Origin of the sequence: Bacillus sp. AFS073361 (genome assembly GCF_002567005.1) — a bacterium.
Classification (GTDB): Bacteria; Bacillota; Bacilli; order Bacillales; family Cytobacillaceae; genus Neobacillus.
Map to the genome: position 1 here is coordinate 572339 of NZ_NUZU01000039.1, position 15250 is coordinate 587588.

The window sequence follows — 15250 nt, forward strand, 5'->3', positions numbered from 1 at the left end:
TTATGAAAGATATCTCAATCCCTGTAGTATTCTTAAGACAAAATAGTATGATTTTTATTTACTCTATATAAGAGGTTAAGAGAGCGCTAACTAATCCGCTTTTATAAGAATACAAATTAAGTGTTTACTTATTTTAGACAAACTTCTTTCTTAGGTGGATTATCTTTGAAGTTAACTGTTGGCAGTGTGAAAGGTTTTTGACTTGTTAATAATTATTTAAGTATTGGGAAATGCTAGAGTTTCACTTGAATTATTTTTGATTTTAACTTAAGATTTATACTTAAAGGGATAGATAACGCCGTTCACTAAATTTAAATAAGTTTAATGCTTAAAGAGGAGGTAATTTTATGACAGATAATAAGCGTGTATCCTATGGTAATGTTTCTCATGCATTAAATATCTTATTGTTTTTTAAAGAACATGAAGAATGTAGTTTGGGTGAGCTGGCAGAAATACTTGATCTTAGAAAAAGTTATTTATTGAAATTGCTTGATAATTTGAAAGAAAAAGGATTTATCGCTCTGAATACCGATACAGGAAAGTATCGACTAGGGTTATCTTGTTTAGAGTTGGGCAATGCTTATGAAAAAAGGCTCGATATTCGCAAAGTCTCCCATCAACATCTAGTTCATTTATCGTCAGCAACTAATGAACTGGTTCACCTTGGTGTAATGGATTCTAATATAGTAGTCTTGTTGGAGCGAATTATGAATCAAGAATCAGGATTGCGTTTACAATTCCATCTATCTTTAACATCGCCTCCTTATTCGACAGGACTTGGAAAAGTTTTGTTGGCTTATAGTGATCAAGAAATGGTTGAAAATTATCTATCTACTGCAAAATTGGAACCTTATTCTCCTCACACTACTGTTGATCCTAACATGATTCGTGCGGAATTGGAGCAGATTAGGCATAAAGGTTATTATTTGTCCTTTGAAACATTTGAAAGTGGTGTATCTTGCATTGCCGCTCCTGTTTTTTCACGTCACGGTAAAATTGCTGCTGCCATAAGTATTTGTGCGCCAACGGTTCGGACTATGGCCAAAGAGAAAGAGTTTGTTAAATATTTACTTGAAACTACTTCCAAGATATCAAGTAAACTAGGATACAACTCTCAAATTGAAATAAAAGAATCATCACCACAATTGTGATTTTGCCCCAAAGAATGAAAACACTCACAGATTTCAGCAATAATGTTAGCGTCGACTAAACATTATTGGAGGATCTAAAAGTGTTTTCCGTATCACTAGATTTGCAAGAATTTGAATCTGTTAACTAGTATTTTCTTCTAGTCATGTCCATAACTGAGGGCCAGAAAAGTTCGTGACTTATCTGTAGTAGGTAATCTTCTTTACCTTTTTTCAGAGTAAATAGGTACCCCCTTTTTTAGCTGTTGGGTAATTCTTCTTAACAGCCTATTTTTGTTTCTCATCATTAACTTTCAAATTCGAATAAATTATAATCCTTTATTTGAACATAATTTTTTTCTAGATTGATATATTGGTATGTCCTTTTTGCTAGATTTTTTACGTCAAGTCCATCTGAAAGTACAACAAATCATCCTCAAACCTTTTATTAGTAGGATTATACTGTTAGTTTTCACAAAAACTCTTATGTTGGCCATATCATCCGGAAAGGAAGAAGGAGAATTCCATGACTTCAAAAGGCAACATCACTAAAAAACGCGCTTCCCTTCCCCTGGGAATTTGGGTACTCATCTTAGGAATCATATTTGCAGGCGCTAACCTTAGGGCTCCCCTTACAAGTGTAGGCCCTATCATTGAAACGATTCGCCAAGATACTGGAATGTCTCATACATTAGCAGGTATGTTGACTACTTTACCATTGCTTGCGTTTGCTCTTTTTTCACCCCTTGCTCCAAAAATTTCTCGTCGTGTTGGATTAGAATATACACTATTTGGAGCCTTGCTTTTGCTAGTAGCAGGGATAATCATACGCTCTATACCTTACATAACTGCATTGTTTATCGGTACAGCAGTGCTTGGTATAGCAATCGCATTATGCAATGTGCTTTTACCCAGTTTGATTAAACGAGAGTTTCCCAATAAAGTCGGTATTATGACAGGTATATACGCCGTGTCTATGAATTTGTGGGCAGCTGTTGCCTCGGGAATTACTATTCCCATCACCGAAGGAGTAGAATTTGGATGGCGAGGTGCTCTTGCTTGTTGGGTCCTTCTTTCTGTCATTTCAATTGTTTTCTGGATTCCTCAAATACGTGTTCACCACCAGACAACAAGTTCTCTTGATACAGGAGGATCTTTATGGCATTCTCGTCTTGCATGGAACGTCACTTTTTTCATGGGTTTACAATCTACAGCCTTTTATGTTGTGGTAACTTGGCTCCCTTCGATTCTTCAACAACAAGGGATTAGCCCATCTGGAGCAGGATGGCTCCTATCATTAACACAATTTGCAAGCCTTCCAGCCACATTAATTGTGTCAATTCTTGCTGGTCGCTTTTCTAATCAACGTTGGCTGGTTGGGCTCTCAGTAATCTTTTTACTCTTAGGTTACGCCGGACTTTTTAGTGGCATTACCTCTTTAGCACCGTTATCCGTCATTTTAATCGGCGTTGGAATAGGGTCAGCGTTTGGTCTGGCTACTCTGTTTTTTGTACTACGTACACATAACGCACATCAAGCTGCCGAATTATCCGGTATGGCTCAATCAGTTGGTTATTTATTAGCAGCAATAGGGCCGACTCTTTTTGGATTTATACACGATGTAACTCACAATTGGACTATCCTTCTACTAATTTTGGGTTTAGGAGCCTGTCTTCTCTTTATTGTTGGTATGGAAGCCGGAAGTAGTAATTTTGTAACCACACATCAGGGCAATTACAGATCAAGTACGATAAAAAAGAAGGCATAGCAAGTAAAAAAAATGGTATTGAAATGCCCTCGAGCTAATAACAGATCCTGCTTTGAATAATTAAATTAATGCTACATATACTACTCTTTAGATTTAGGGGGGTGAGTATATGCCAAATCAACAAAACAACCAGCAAAAAGGGAAAACTAATCCTAATCAACAAGGGGCCGGGTCTCAGTATCACGAGGAGCATGCGAGTAATGTTCCGGATTATGGAGCAAACACGGTCGATCCCAATGCTTTTACAAATGCAGCTGAAAACAATGAACAATCTTGATTTTTTTTAGACGCCCATTTGTGGCGTTTTTTTACTGTTTGGCGTTGTCGAGATTAACTGCTTATTTGATCTCTCTTCAATAAGGAGATTAATTACTATCTCTGTTGAAACATTTACCATTTATCAGCTCCACTATCTGAATGGATTGGCACCCAATGCTAAATAACCAAATGGTGACCCATTGTATAAGATCATACTGCCAATTCCAATTCACATAATTTACGGCATCTACTATTTTTGCTAAATTTTCTAACCCCACGATCAGCAATATGGTAAAAAGCGAAAGTCCAATTTTCATTAACTTATGATCCGTGGAATATAGGCGGTCAATATTCCATGTCACTACTAGGGGGTATAATACTAGAAAAGTGAGATAAAATGTTATAATCCCTGCAATCTTATCTGATAATTGAATGCTCTCAAGATTTAACATAACAATATCCATCACATTGCTATCAAGATATATGACAAGGATTATGATAAAAGCCAGTTCAAGTATGTTTAAATTTTTAGGCATGACCGTAAAATATATGATCACAAGTGAACATATGGTTGAAAAAATCACCAATGACATCTGTGTAACTCCCTTTATTCTTTGTCCTGTCTAAGTATTAATTTTTAGTTTTGGCATTTTTCTAGGTAATTATGTTTGTTTTTCTAAAAATATATTTTTGGAATTATTCGATTTTTTAATCAAGAGAATGGCAGTGAGTGCTGCTTAGGTGTTATAGTTAGATAATAAAGTTTATTTCATTTAGAATTTCCACAAAGCAAAAAGCCTACTAATCATCAAGATAAAGTAGAGAATCGATAAGAGGTGTAAGCATGAAACAAGAAATTGGATTTGTTCAAAGAGAAGTATTAAAGGAAAAACCTGATTTTGCTTCACTTGGTTTTGGGAAGTATTTTAGTGACTATATGTTTGTCATGGATTATCAACATGAAATCGGCTGGTATGATCCAAGAATTACTCCTTACGAACCTTTAACTTTAGAGCCGTCTGCCATGGTTTTTCACTATGGACAAGCAATCTTCGAGGGAATGAAAGCCTATAGGACGGCTGATGGAGCCATACAGCTTTTCCGTCCAGAGAAAAACATGAGACGTTTGAATGAATCTTGCGAAAGACTATGCATTCCGCAAATTGATGAGGAATTTCTATTAAAAGCCATTAAACAATTAGTTTTAACCGAAAAAGATTGGGTTCCTGATGGTGAAGGTACTTCTCTTTACATTCGTCCGTTTATTTTCTCAACGGAACCATATCTTGGCGTCCGTCCGGCGAAACAATATAAATTGCTTGTAATTCTTTCGCCATCTGGAGCTTATTATGGAGACCAATTAAGCCCTGTTAGAATTTATGTAGAAGAACATTATGTTCGTGCGGTAATTGGCGGAGTGGGTCATGTGAAAACTGCTGGAAACTATGCAGCCAGTCTTAAAGCGCAAGAAAAAGCAGATGAAAATGGATTTGCTCAAATTCTCTGGCTTGATGCGAAAGAAAATAAGTATGTCGAAGAAGTTGGCAGCATGAATATCTTCTTCAAAATTAATGGTGAAGTGGTCACACCACGATTAAACGGAAGTATTTTACCAGGGGTAACACGTGATTCCGTGATTGAATTACTAAAATATTGGAATATTCCTGTACGGGAAGAGAAAATTTCCATTGAAGAGGTATTTGAAGCACATGCACGCGGAGAGCTTGAAGAAGTGTTTGGTGCAGGAACAGCTGCTGTTATTTCCCCTGTTGGCGAATTAACTTGGAATGACCAGGCGATTACCATAAATGAGCGTCAAATCGGCGAACTCTCGCAGCGGATTTATGATGAAGTGACCGGCATTCAACTTGGTAAAAAAGAAGATCCGTTTAACTGGACAGTGAAGATTGAACAGGTAGAAGTGTAAAAGGAAAACCGGGCAAATCGCCCGGTTTTTAGTTTTGTGGCGAACAGTGTCTTCACTGTTCGCCTATTTTTTTGAAAAAGAAATTTCCCTCTCTATGTGTTGAAAAATATCCTTGTTACACAAAATACTTTAAGAGAGGAGACCTGCAATGGAATTTTTTCTACTTATCCTTTTATTACTTGCTGTCATTGGATTATCTAGTTTCATCCATCACTTTTTTCCATACATACCAGTGCCGCTGGTTCAAATTGCGCTTGGGGTGTTACTTGCTTCGCTGCCGTTAGGCATTCATATCCCCATGGAGCCGGAGTTGTTTTTCGTATTGTTTATCGCTCCCCTGCTTTTTCATGATGGAAAAAATGTTTCACGGCACGCACTATGGAAATTACGAAAACCGATCCTCCTACTTGCCCTCGGTCTAGTATTTGTTACCGTATTTACGATTGGATATTTAATTTATTGGCTGATTCCGTCCATTCCACTGCCGGCTGCTTTTGCTTTGGCTGCGATTCTCTCTCCGACCGATGTCGTTGCTGTGGGTGCTATTTCGAGCCGGGTGAAGATACCGGAAACGATTATGCATATCCTTGAAGGGGAGGGCTTAATGAACGATGCCTCTGGATTGGTTGCATTTAAATTTGCGGTTGCCGCAACGGTTACAGGTGCTTTCTCATTAGCTCAGGCAAGCGGGAGTTTTATCGTAATTGCGATTGGCGGTCTAGCAGGCGGTTCACTTCTAGCCATTCTAATCATTCAACTGAAAATCTTTATTCGCCGGCTGGGGATGGAGGATGTGACCATCCACATGTTGATTCAACTTCTTACCCCATTCGTGATTTTTTACCTTGTGGAGCATGTTCATCTCTCGGGTATTTTATCTGTGGTTGCGGCAGGGATTGTACATACCATCTACCGCGAACGTGATCAATCTCCTGCGATGAAATTACAATTGGTTTCACAAAACACGTGGACGGTGCTTATCTATATCTTGAACGGATTGGTGTTCCTTCTATTAGGTCTGCAAGTTCCAAGTGTTATCAGTGAAATTTTCAAGGACCCGTTGTTTAATAATTGGGAAGTGAGTAAGTATATTTTCATCCTATCCGCTGCCCTTCTCTTCTTGCGCTTTTTATGGATTGGTGCGGCATGGAAGTGGGAGTGGCTCAAAAAGGAAATTGAAATGCCTTCAATGAGAGCGATTGGTATTATCACTATTTCCGGAGTCAGAGGGGCGGTCACCCTAGCCGGAGCATTCACCATTCCCTATGTCCTAGCCGATGGAGCCCCTTTTCCTCAGCGTTCTTTAATTATTTTTATAGCCGCTGGGGTTATTCTGGTCACACTCCTAACGGCCAGTATCTTCTTGCCAATTCTTGCTAGGACAGAAAAAGTAAACGCTAATGAACAACGGGAAATAATGGCACGAGAGGCGAAGCTGCGGACAATTGATTCCGCTATTCGGTCGATTCGTGAATTGATGAACGATGAGAATCGCGGTGCTGCGGTTTCGGTTATTGCCTCATACAATCAAATTAGAAATCAGCTGAACATGGAAAATAATAAAAACCCCGAGCACTTAAAACTACTGGAAACTGAAATTCGGATGAAGGCCTTGGAAGCTGAAGCCCTTTATATTGAAACATTAAAATTAGAGGGGAAAATCGACCGAGAAACGTATTATTTGTCCGATGAACATATTCAGAGGATGAGGCTTGCTGTAACCAATCGGATGCGCTTTAGAAGATTATTTATTGGAACACTTGCTAAAAGAAGTGTCTTCAAACTAATTCAGTTAATCATTCCGAAAAGCCAGCAACAGCTTGAAACCCGCCAGGCGCAATTGAAGAAAATGATTCAGTTAAAAGTGAATATGGCGAAAGCTGCCATTAAGTATTTAAATAACCAGATGACACCTGAAAATGAGCATGTGTATTTAGTGATTATTGGAGAATATAGCGAAATGCTCACGAAATTTAAATTGGCGAAAAAGGGGGCCGACTCTGCTCATTACAGGCATTTACAAAGAGAATTGCGTGCAAAGGCATTCCAGGCGGAACGAGATGAAATTCAGAAATTGTACGAAGAAGGAGAAATCACTGCCGATATCATCCGGAAAATTCGCAAGCAGATCAATATTCGGGAGGCCTACTGGATGGAAGAAAGCAGTCTCCATACTCATTAGTAATCCACCGCACAATTGTACAGAGAAGTGACAGCCGGCACAGACCATATGCGTCTTTTTCTTCTTTTCATGACATAGTTTATTTGCTCCAGTACATCCTAAAAAGAAGAATTCTGTGACGGAGGAGAGAATACATTGAACATTGATGATATCATCGTAGCGCGTGAGAAAATGAAGGGAATTGTTCATACCACTCCCCTCGATTATTCGAAGACTTTTAGTCAGCTCGCTCATAATGAAATTTTTTTAAAGCTGGAAAATCTCCAAAAAACAGGCTCCTTTAAAGTAAGGGGCTCTTACAATAAGCTAAATTCGCTCTCACAGGAAGAACTTTCAAAAGGTGTTGTCGCAGCATCTGCTGGAAACCATGCGCAAGGAGTAGCGTATTCGAGTCAAATGCTTGGAGTACCGTGCAAAATTGTAATGCCTAAAGGAGCTCCACTTAGTAAAATTCTAGCCACAAAACAATATGGTGCAGAAGTAATTTTAGAGGGTGCCACATTCGATGATGCTCTCTCCTATGCATTAAAACTTAAAGAGCAACTCGATGCCACCTTTATTCATGCTTTTGACGATGAGGCCATCATGACAGGGCAAGGTACGGTCGGGTTAGAAATCTTTGACCAGCTTCCTGATGTGGAGGCGGTTGTTTGTCCAATTGGCGGCGGCGGGCTGATTGCTGGTGTGGCCATGGCAATTAAGGAAAAAAATCCCGATATATCGGTTTACGGTATTCAAGCACTAGCTTGCCCAAGTATGAAGCAGTCCTTGTTTGAAAATAAACCTGTGATGGTTGACTCCACTCCTACAATGGCGGATGGAATTGCCGTTAAAAAACCTGGGTTGAAGCCCTTTGAAATTGTTCAAAAATACGTGGATGATGTTTTTTGCGTCGATGAAATGGAAATTGCCAGGACCATGCTCATGTTGATGGAAAGAAATAAACTATTAGTAGAAGGATCAGGTGCTGTATCACTTGCTTCCCTACTTTATGAAAAGTTGAATATAAGGGATAAAAAAGTGGTGGCTGTATTAAGCGGCGGCAACGTTGATATGAATTTTATTTCAAGAATTATAGAACGCGGTTTGGTTGAATCTGGAAGGTATGCGATTTTTACCATTACCTTAAAAGACAAACCAGGTGAACTGCAACGAGTCTTAAGCTCGATTACAGATTTGGATGCGAACGTTCAATCTGTTAATCTCCATCGAATTGGCAAAGATATTTATCCCGGCTATGCCCAAATTGAGATTTCAGTCGAGACAAAAAACCACGATCATATTGAGCAGCTGCATAAAGTTCTTATCGAGAAAAACTATCGCGTGGAAATGGGTCATTGTTAGAGTTATTTAGAGCTTGGGCGTCCAAGCTCTTTAACTTATTTATACTAGGTGCCCAATAATCTCCTCGTTTGTACATTGTAGAAAATCTGGGAGATCCTCTCGATTGGAAGTTAGTTGAAAATAATAAGTAACATCTTTGTCCTGATAAGATTGATAGCGTAATATATTCTTTTCACAAGCAAGTTTACTTATGATCTGTTCATAAAATTGCCCCTGCGTCATACAATCCTTCGTACCTAAATGAATGATCCCCTTTAGTTGATTTTCAATGATGAAGCGTAGTTGCTTTGCTAATTGAGCATCCAAAAGATTGTTACACACCAAATTGTTATAGACATCGATTATTTTATTATTTTTTATGCTTTCTTTTATTAAATGCAATCTAGGGGAATTCTTCCCCCAGATTGCAGGGATTCGGCTAACAATCACTCGCTCATCCAAAATTTCTTTAAGTATATTTTCACATGCGATTTTGAACTTCCCATAATCTGATTCAGCAAGAATAAGTACTTTTTCCATCACAATTCCCCACCCCTGCAACATTAGAATTTTTTTCTATGTAAAAAGCTAGGCATGCTACCTAGCTCTTTGATTCTACAACTTCTTTACAAATTCAGATTTTAAACTCATTGCTCCAAAACCATCAATTTTGCAATCAATATTGTGGTCTCCATCCACTAAACGGATGTTTTTAACCTTTGTACCTGCTTTTAAGACTGATGAGCTTCCTTTAACTTTCAGGTCTTTAATAACGGAGATCGAGTCCCCATCATTTAAGACATTTCCATTGGAATCCTTCACTACTTTTAGATCTTCTTGTTCTGCTTCTGATTCTAAATTCCATTCATGAGCGCATTCAGGACAAACAAAAAGACTTCCGTCCTCGTACGTATATTCAGAATTACATTTTGGGCAGTTCGGTAGATTAGACATTTGTAGAATACCTCCATTCATCCCTGTTATTCTAATACATCCGATGGGTTCTAGTCTATATCTGTTTAAGAATGCAAAATATATCTCATTTAGACATAACCCCCGATTAAAAATACATTTTCAACTTATATATTCTTGAAAACCCCCTGGATTCCTTGTATTCACTCTCTTACAAAAAAAGAGTGCCTGACACCAATTCGGTGAATACCGAATTGGTGTCAGGCACCATTCATTTTTCCTATTCTAAATTGCTATGTCGGCCGAAAGCTAGTGTGTGGTCTACTTCATTGAGTTTGCTGTATAGCAAACATAGGGTATCAAATAGAATGTGTGCACATTGGTCAAATAATGAACCTAGCGGCTGGATTGTTTTCAATTCGTTCTCACGTCGATACTTTGTTGCTGCTTGTACATGGAGAATTTCCGTTGCCGCTGCTGCTAATGGCGACTCGGGATTGGTCGTCACAGCCATTACCGGACAGCCAAGGGAGTTCGTTTTTTCAGCAGTCCAAACCACATTTTTCGTTGTACCTGAACCGGAAATGGCCACTAAAAGATCCCCTTCAGCAATCGATGGTGTAATCGTTTCCCCTACAACATACACTGTTGCTCCCAGGTGCATTAAGCGCATCGCAAATGATTTAGCCATTAACCCGGAGCGTCCTTCACCGATAACAAAAATCCGCTTTGCCTTTTGCAATTGAACCGCTAACTCCTGAAGCTGAGCCTCTTCCATTTGGGTAAGAACCGTTTCTACTTCTTTTAAAATAGTAGGAATTACTAACATGTCGTTTTCTCCTCCGTTTTTGATATAACTTGTTTAAATCGTGCCGCTGCCACGGATGGGTTTTCCGCATTCGTAATCGCTGAGCCGATAATGACCACTGCTGGATGTATAGATTTGATGAGATCCTCTATCGAACCCAGCTTAATCCCTCCTGCTGCTGCCACCTGAAACCCTGAGAAATCACTAGGCTTAGTTCCTTGATTTTGATCGCCTAATTCCTCTTGTTGATCCTTACTCACATGCTCGCAAAAAATGGCATCATTGTATTTCCGTAATGCTTGTTTTTGTTCATCCGATGTATTTAATAAATCAATCATGACTTTTTTTTGATAACGATTGGCCACTTCCATACATGTATCAATGGTCACTAGTGGAGAAACTCCCATGACCGTTGCCACATCTGCTCCCGCTTCAAAACAAAGTTCAAATTCATAACGGGCATTATCAATCGTTTTAATATCTGCAACAATTTGTTTATTTGGAAAGGCTTGTTTTATCTCTTTAATACTCTTTACGCCGAATTCCTTAATGAGCGAAGTCCCAACCTCAATCCAATTAATGGAATCCTCCACTTTTTTCGTTAATTCGATTGCTTCAGCTATATCCATTCGATCCAAAGCCAGTTGTATATTCATAATCAAACTCCTTTATATGGGTTTGTTGATAAACCGATTTACTAAATCGGTTTATGAAAAGATTATACTTCATTTGTAAGCGTTTTTCAATATGTGCCTGAACCTTTGTCATGGTGTCAGGCACCACTAAATCTTTTTACATCATTCTACTTGGAAAGACAAACACTTCAGGGGATATGTTGCTTTTGTTAATTTGTTCAAATAATAGTTCAGCGGCCTTTTTTCCCATTTCCTTTGCTGGCTGTACGATGAAGGAAATCGGCGCCTCTAGCAAATGTGCAAATGGAATATTATCAAATACGACCAATTCAAGTTCTTTTCCAAGCTTAATACCCTTTTCCTTTAGAAATTCTAAGACCGCCAGTAAGACTCGATCATTTGCTGCAAAGATGGCCGTTGGCTTAACATCTAAAGCAAAAAGTTGTTCAATTTTGCTTTTCAATTCAGGGATACTCGCTTTGATAATGAAGTCTGGATTTACCTCCATACCGGCATGGGCAACAGCCTTTGTATATCCTGCCAACCGATCGATACGGGTACTAACTGTCAGAGGCTGGACCACAAATGCAATATTCTGGTGACCCTTCTCAATCAAATGCTGCACAGCCTTATACGTAGAATCCGTATTATCGGTAATGATGGAAAACACATCAAGATTCTCTACTTTTCTATCAACAAAAACAACGGGATAGCCCTGTTTGACCATCCGTTTGTATAAATCATTATTTTTCCCTGTAGGAAAAATAATCAAACCATCTACCTGCTTAGCCCGTAACATTTCAATATATTTCTTTTCCTTTTCAGGATCATCATCGGCATTACAGACGATGGCGTGCAAATCATGTTTATGACAAAAATCCTCAATAGCACGGCTGATTTCCGTTGAAAAATAATGCGTAATATTAGCGACAATGATTCCCACCATCGAGGTTCGTTTTTGTTTCAAGCTTCTAGCAATAAAATTCGGCTGATAGCCAAGTTCTTCAATTGCTTCTTTAATTTTTAGTTTCGTTTTTTCCCCCATATATTCAAACCGATTATTTAAGTATTGAGAAACGGTACTTTTTGATACACCGGCTGCTTTTGCGACGTCGGCCATTGTTACTTTTTCCATGCCTATCTTCCTCTTTCCTCTTGGTCACTGACTTCATTTTAGCGGCAAATCTACTAACTTTCCAGTTATGACGAACGGATTGTTCTTAAAGATGAGAACCTCTATAAATAAGAAACAGCCTTGGAAAGATTCCAAAGCTGCTTCCACTTTTTTAAGCACTCATTTTAACACCTTTTGGCTTGCTTTTATCCTTTTTTGCCGATTTAACCGCTAAGATGGTTAAAATTGCAGAAAGGAATAGAGAACCTGCCATAAAGATATATGAAGTACCGAATCCACCAGTAGCATCATTTAAATATCCTACGATATAAGCACCAACAAATGAGCCTAACGCACCCATACTGTTAATAAGGGCCATCGCACCGCCAGCAACATTACGCGGAAGGATTTCCGGAATGATGGCAAAGAATGGACCGTATGGAGCATACATGGCACCGCCAGCAATCACGAGTAAGACAAATGAAATCCAGAAATGTTCTGTTCCAATCGCATAAGAAGCATAGAAAGCGATTGCACCAATCAATAGGAATGGCCAAACAAATGCGTTTCGATTCAATGTTTTATCAGAGAAATAAGAAGCCACAAACATAAGGATAATAGCTAAAATATAAGGAACTGAAGATAACCAGCCTGTTTCTACAATATCCATATTTGGTGCGGCTTTAATAATCGATGGAAGCCACATAACAAACCCATATACCCCGATGCTCCATAAGAAGTATTGTGCACTTAACAAAATAACTGGTTTTGATTTAAAGGCTTCGCTGTAATTTTTTACAGGCTTAATTCCTTCTTGCTCTTTTGCTAATTGTTGTTCAAAATCATGCTTTTCTTGTTCAGTTAACCATTTCGCATCTCTCGGTTTGTCATTGACAACTTTCCACCAAATAAATGCCCAAATCACAGCCGGAAGACCCTCAGCGATGAACATCCATCTCCAGCCCACAGAGTTAACTAAATAACCAGAAACAATTGACATCCATAATACCGTTGCAGGATTTCCTAAAATAAGGAATGTATTTGCACGAGAACGTTCTGCTTTCGTAAACCAGTTACTTAAGAGTACCAGCATGGACGGCATAACGGCACTTTCCACAACTCCAAGTAAAAAACGAATCACAAATAACAATTTAATATTCGAGATCATACCTGTAAAGGAAGCTAATAACCCCCATGCAATCAAGGACCAGAAAATGAGAACCTTCGCACTCTTTTTCTCGGCAAATGCCGCACCAGGTACTTGGAAAAAGAAATATCCTAAGAAGAATAGAGAACCAAGTAACGAAGAAGTACCAGCAGTAATGTGAAGATCCTCCGCTAATCCTGAAGCCGCACCGAATCCATAGTTGGCACGGTCAAGATAAGCTAAACTGTACGTGATAAAGGCAATTGGAATAAGACGTAACCATCGTTGTTTTGCAATCGTTTGTTTCATGTTATTTCACTCCCTCTAATTGATTTTCTATATATTTTTCTAACACTGCTTTGGTTGGATAGCCATCATTATCACCAGGTGATTGAACCGCTAACGCACCAATCGCATTGCCTCTTAAAACCGCATCCTGAACGTTTAAACCTTCGAGTAATCCACTGATCACCCCAACCGCAAAACCATCGCCGGCCCCAACGGTATCAACCACTTTTTCCACATGAAAGCCGCGAACGGTGCCTTCTTCTGTAGCTGTTTTATAAAAAGCTCCCTCAGCCCCAAGCTTAATGACTACCAGCTCTACGCCCTTTTCTAAATAGAAGGAAGCGATTTCACGGGGTTCCTTAAAACCTGTTAAAATTTCACCTTCAGTAATACCAGGTAACACATAATCTGCTTGGAACGCCACCTCATTGATTTCCCTTACCATTTCTTCTTGTGATGCCCAGAGTGTTGGTCTTAAATTCGGGTCAAAGGAAACCTTTTTACCGTTCTTTTTCATAAAGGTTAGAGCGTGTTTTGCAAAGGCTCTTGTACTTTCCGAGAGGGCTAATGGAATCCCCGTCATATGCATGTGCTTTGCATGCTGAAAGTACTCTTCATTGAAATCATTGCAGTTTAAATGGCTTGCCGCCGATCCTTTGCGAAAATATTGAACCTCTGGGTCGCCCTCTAAAACCATCGATTTCAACTGGAACCCAGTCGGATAGTGTGGGTCAATCAAAACATGCCCAGTGTCAACGTTTTCATTTTTGATCCGTTCGATGACAAACTTTCCAAACGCATCGTTTCCGACTTTACTCGCCCAACCTGAGCGCAAGCCCAATCTAGCAAGTCCAATGGCCACATTTGTTTCTGCTCCAGCAAGTTCACGGGTAAATTGGCTGACTTCGTGTAAGGAACCTGGATGATTGGCCATAAACATTGCCATTGCTTCACCAAAAGTAATTGTATCTAAATGTTGCATGATATAACCTCACTTTCCATAATCATCTGAACAAACTCTCGTGTTCTCTCCTTCGGTTCAATGGGAAACTCAAGCGCCTTCACCATTTCAGCGGGAAAATGATTCATGACCTTCTCCCAACTGTGACTTTCATCTTTTTGCAGCGGCACCGTGATAAACTCTCCATTATCATCTTCTACCTGTTTTAAATGCAAATACATGACATATGGTGCAAGCTTGCTGACGGCTTCGTCTACTTCTTGACCAGAATAATACCAGTTTCCGGCATCAAAAGTCATTTTAACTGGTGTACTCTGTTCGGAGGCGCTTTCAAAAAAGGATGATAAATGATGGATATTCCCTCCATGAAGCGTTTGATCATTTTCAACCAACAATTGAACTTCCTGATGCTGATCCAAAAAGGTATTCAGTTCGATAAGATCAGATTGGCCTTTTTGAAAATAGCCAAGTGACACTTTAATCCATTTAGCACCGAGATCTTTTCCTTCTTCAAAAATCTCAATTAATTCCTTCTTGTTCAATTGGTGATCCACTTTCCATAACTCAATCGGAGCCGAATATACTGTGAATAATTGATATTGTTCAATTTCTTGTTTAATTTGATGAAGTGGTGGATCTTCGACCGACAATAATTCGCGTCGAATCTCAATTCCATAAGCACCTGAATCTGCAATGAGATTAATAAATGAAGTTTGCCCTTTCTTCAAGACTTCAAATCTATCAAATGCGTTTATCGGGACAATTACATTATTCATAACAAAATCCCCTTTTAAATAAAT

Annotated in this window: 16 protein-coding genes; 6 read left to right on the plus strand and 10 right to left on the minus strand. The window is 39.0% G+C overall.

Annotated features, from left to right (window positions below):
• Positions 1–347 precede the first annotated feature (347 nt).
• The 3 genes from COJ96_RS23025 (at position 348) to COJ96_RS28870 (ending at position 3172) form a co-directional block, all read left to right on the plus strand.
• Positions 348–1151, plus strand: a complete 804-nt coding sequence (locus COJ96_RS23025; protein ID WP_098576109.1) for an IclR family transcriptional regulator — start codon at positions 348–350, stop codon at positions 1149–1151.
• A 502-nt stretch (positions 1152–1653) separates the two neighbouring features.
• The gene (locus COJ96_RS23030) at positions 1654–2895 is read left to right on the plus strand and encodes a CynX/NimT family MFS transporter (RefSeq protein ID WP_098576110.1); all 1242 of its coding nucleotides are present in this window, start codon (positions 1654–1656) and stop codon (positions 2893–2895) included.
• A gap of 109 nt (positions 2896–3004) precedes the next feature.
• A complete protein-coding gene (locus tag COJ96_RS28870) occupies positions 3005–3172 on the plus strand; it encodes a hypothetical protein (RefSeq protein ID WP_155928503.1) in 168 nt (55 codons plus the stop codon).
• An 88-nt stretch (positions 3173–3260) separates the two neighbouring features.
• Here the strand turns inward: COJ96_RS28870 and COJ96_RS23035 are convergent, their stop codons facing one another.
• Complete coding sequence (locus tag COJ96_RS23035; RefSeq protein ID WP_098576111.1) at positions 3261–3746, minus strand: hypothetical protein; 486 nt, start codon at positions 3744–3746, stop codon at positions 3261–3263.
• A gap of 251 nt (positions 3747–3997) precedes the next feature.
• Between COJ96_RS23035 and COJ96_RS23040 the strand changes: the two genes are divergently transcribed.
• The 3 genes from COJ96_RS23040 to ilvA all read left to right on the plus strand — a co-directional run bounded on the left by COJ96_RS23040 (position 3998) and on the right by ilvA (position 8606).
• Positions 3998–5080 carry a branched-chain amino acid aminotransferase gene (locus COJ96_RS23040; protein WP_098576112.1) on the plus strand — a complete coding sequence of 361 codons (1083 nt, stop codon included), beginning with the start codon at positions 3998–4000 and terminating at the stop codon, positions 5078–5080.
• Between the two features lie 148 nt (positions 5081–5228).
• Positions 5229–7262 carry a Na+/H+ antiporter gene (locus COJ96_RS23045; RefSeq protein WP_098576113.1) on the plus strand — a complete coding sequence of 678 codons (2034 nt, stop codon included), beginning with the start codon at positions 5229–5231 and terminating at the stop codon, positions 7260–7262.
• Between the two features lie 171 nt (positions 7263–7433).
• A complete protein-coding gene (ilvA, locus tag COJ96_RS23050; protein ID WP_098576169.1) occupies positions 7434–8606 on the plus strand; it encodes a threonine ammonia-lyase in 1173 nt (390 codons plus the stop codon).
• A gap of 39 nt (positions 8607–8645) precedes the next feature.
• Here ilvA and COJ96_RS23055 read toward each other — a convergent pair whose 3' ends face one another.
• From COJ96_RS23055 to COJ96_RS23090, 9 genes are all read right to left on the minus strand, one after another.
• Positions 8646–9125, minus strand: a complete 480-nt coding sequence (locus COJ96_RS23055) for a Rossmann-fold NAD(P)-binding domain-containing protein (protein ID WP_098576114.1) — start codon at positions 9123–9125, stop codon at positions 8646–8648.
• Between the two features lie 75 nt (positions 9126–9200).
• The gene (locus tag COJ96_RS23060; protein ID WP_098576115.1) at positions 9201–9539 is read right to left on the minus strand and encodes a zinc ribbon domain-containing protein YjdM; all 339 of its coding nucleotides are present in this window, start codon (positions 9537–9539) and stop codon (positions 9201–9203) included.
• Between the two features lie 238 nt (positions 9540–9777).
• On the minus strand, positions 9778–10326 hold the full coding sequence (hxlB, locus tag COJ96_RS23065; RefSeq protein ID WP_098576116.1) for a 6-phospho-3-hexuloisomerase: 549 nt from the start codon (positions 10324–10326) through the stop codon (positions 9778–9780).
• Positions 10320–10961: a 3-hexulose-6-phosphate synthase gene (hxlA, locus tag COJ96_RS23070; protein WP_098576117.1), complete on the minus strand. Its 642-nt coding sequence runs from the start codon at positions 10959–10961 to the stop codon at positions 10320–10322. The genes hxlB and hxlA overlap by 7 nt, the downstream gene beginning before the upstream one ends.
• A 136-nt stretch (positions 10962–11097) precedes the next feature.
• The gene (locus COJ96_RS23075) at positions 11098–12075 is read right to left on the minus strand and encodes a LacI family DNA-binding transcriptional regulator (RefSeq protein ID WP_098576118.1); all 978 of its coding nucleotides are present in this window, start codon (positions 12073–12075) and stop codon (positions 11098–11100) included.
• A gap of 33 nt (positions 12076–12108) precedes the next feature.
• Positions 12109–12234 (minus strand): hypothetical protein, encoded by a 126-nt coding sequence (locus COJ96_RS29395; protein WP_257148606.1) that lies wholly within the window; start codon positions 12232–12234, stop codon positions 12109–12111.
• Complete coding sequence (locus COJ96_RS23080) at positions 12227–13510, minus strand: MFS transporter (RefSeq protein ID WP_098576119.1); 1284 nt, start codon at positions 13508–13510, stop codon at positions 12227–12229. The genes COJ96_RS29395 and COJ96_RS23080 overlap by 8 nt, the downstream gene beginning before the upstream one ends.
• A gap of 1 nt (position 13511) precedes the next feature.
• On the minus strand, positions 13512–14471 hold the full coding sequence (locus COJ96_RS23085) for a sugar kinase (protein WP_098576120.1): 960 nt from the start codon (positions 14469–14471) through the stop codon (positions 13512–13514).
• Positions 14459–15226, minus strand: a complete 768-nt coding sequence (locus COJ96_RS23090) for a sugar phosphate isomerase/epimerase family protein (protein WP_098576121.1) — start codon at positions 15224–15226, stop codon at positions 14459–14461. The genes COJ96_RS23085 and COJ96_RS23090 overlap by 13 nt, the downstream gene beginning before the upstream one ends.
• Between the last annotated feature and the right edge of the window lie 24 nt (positions 15227–15250).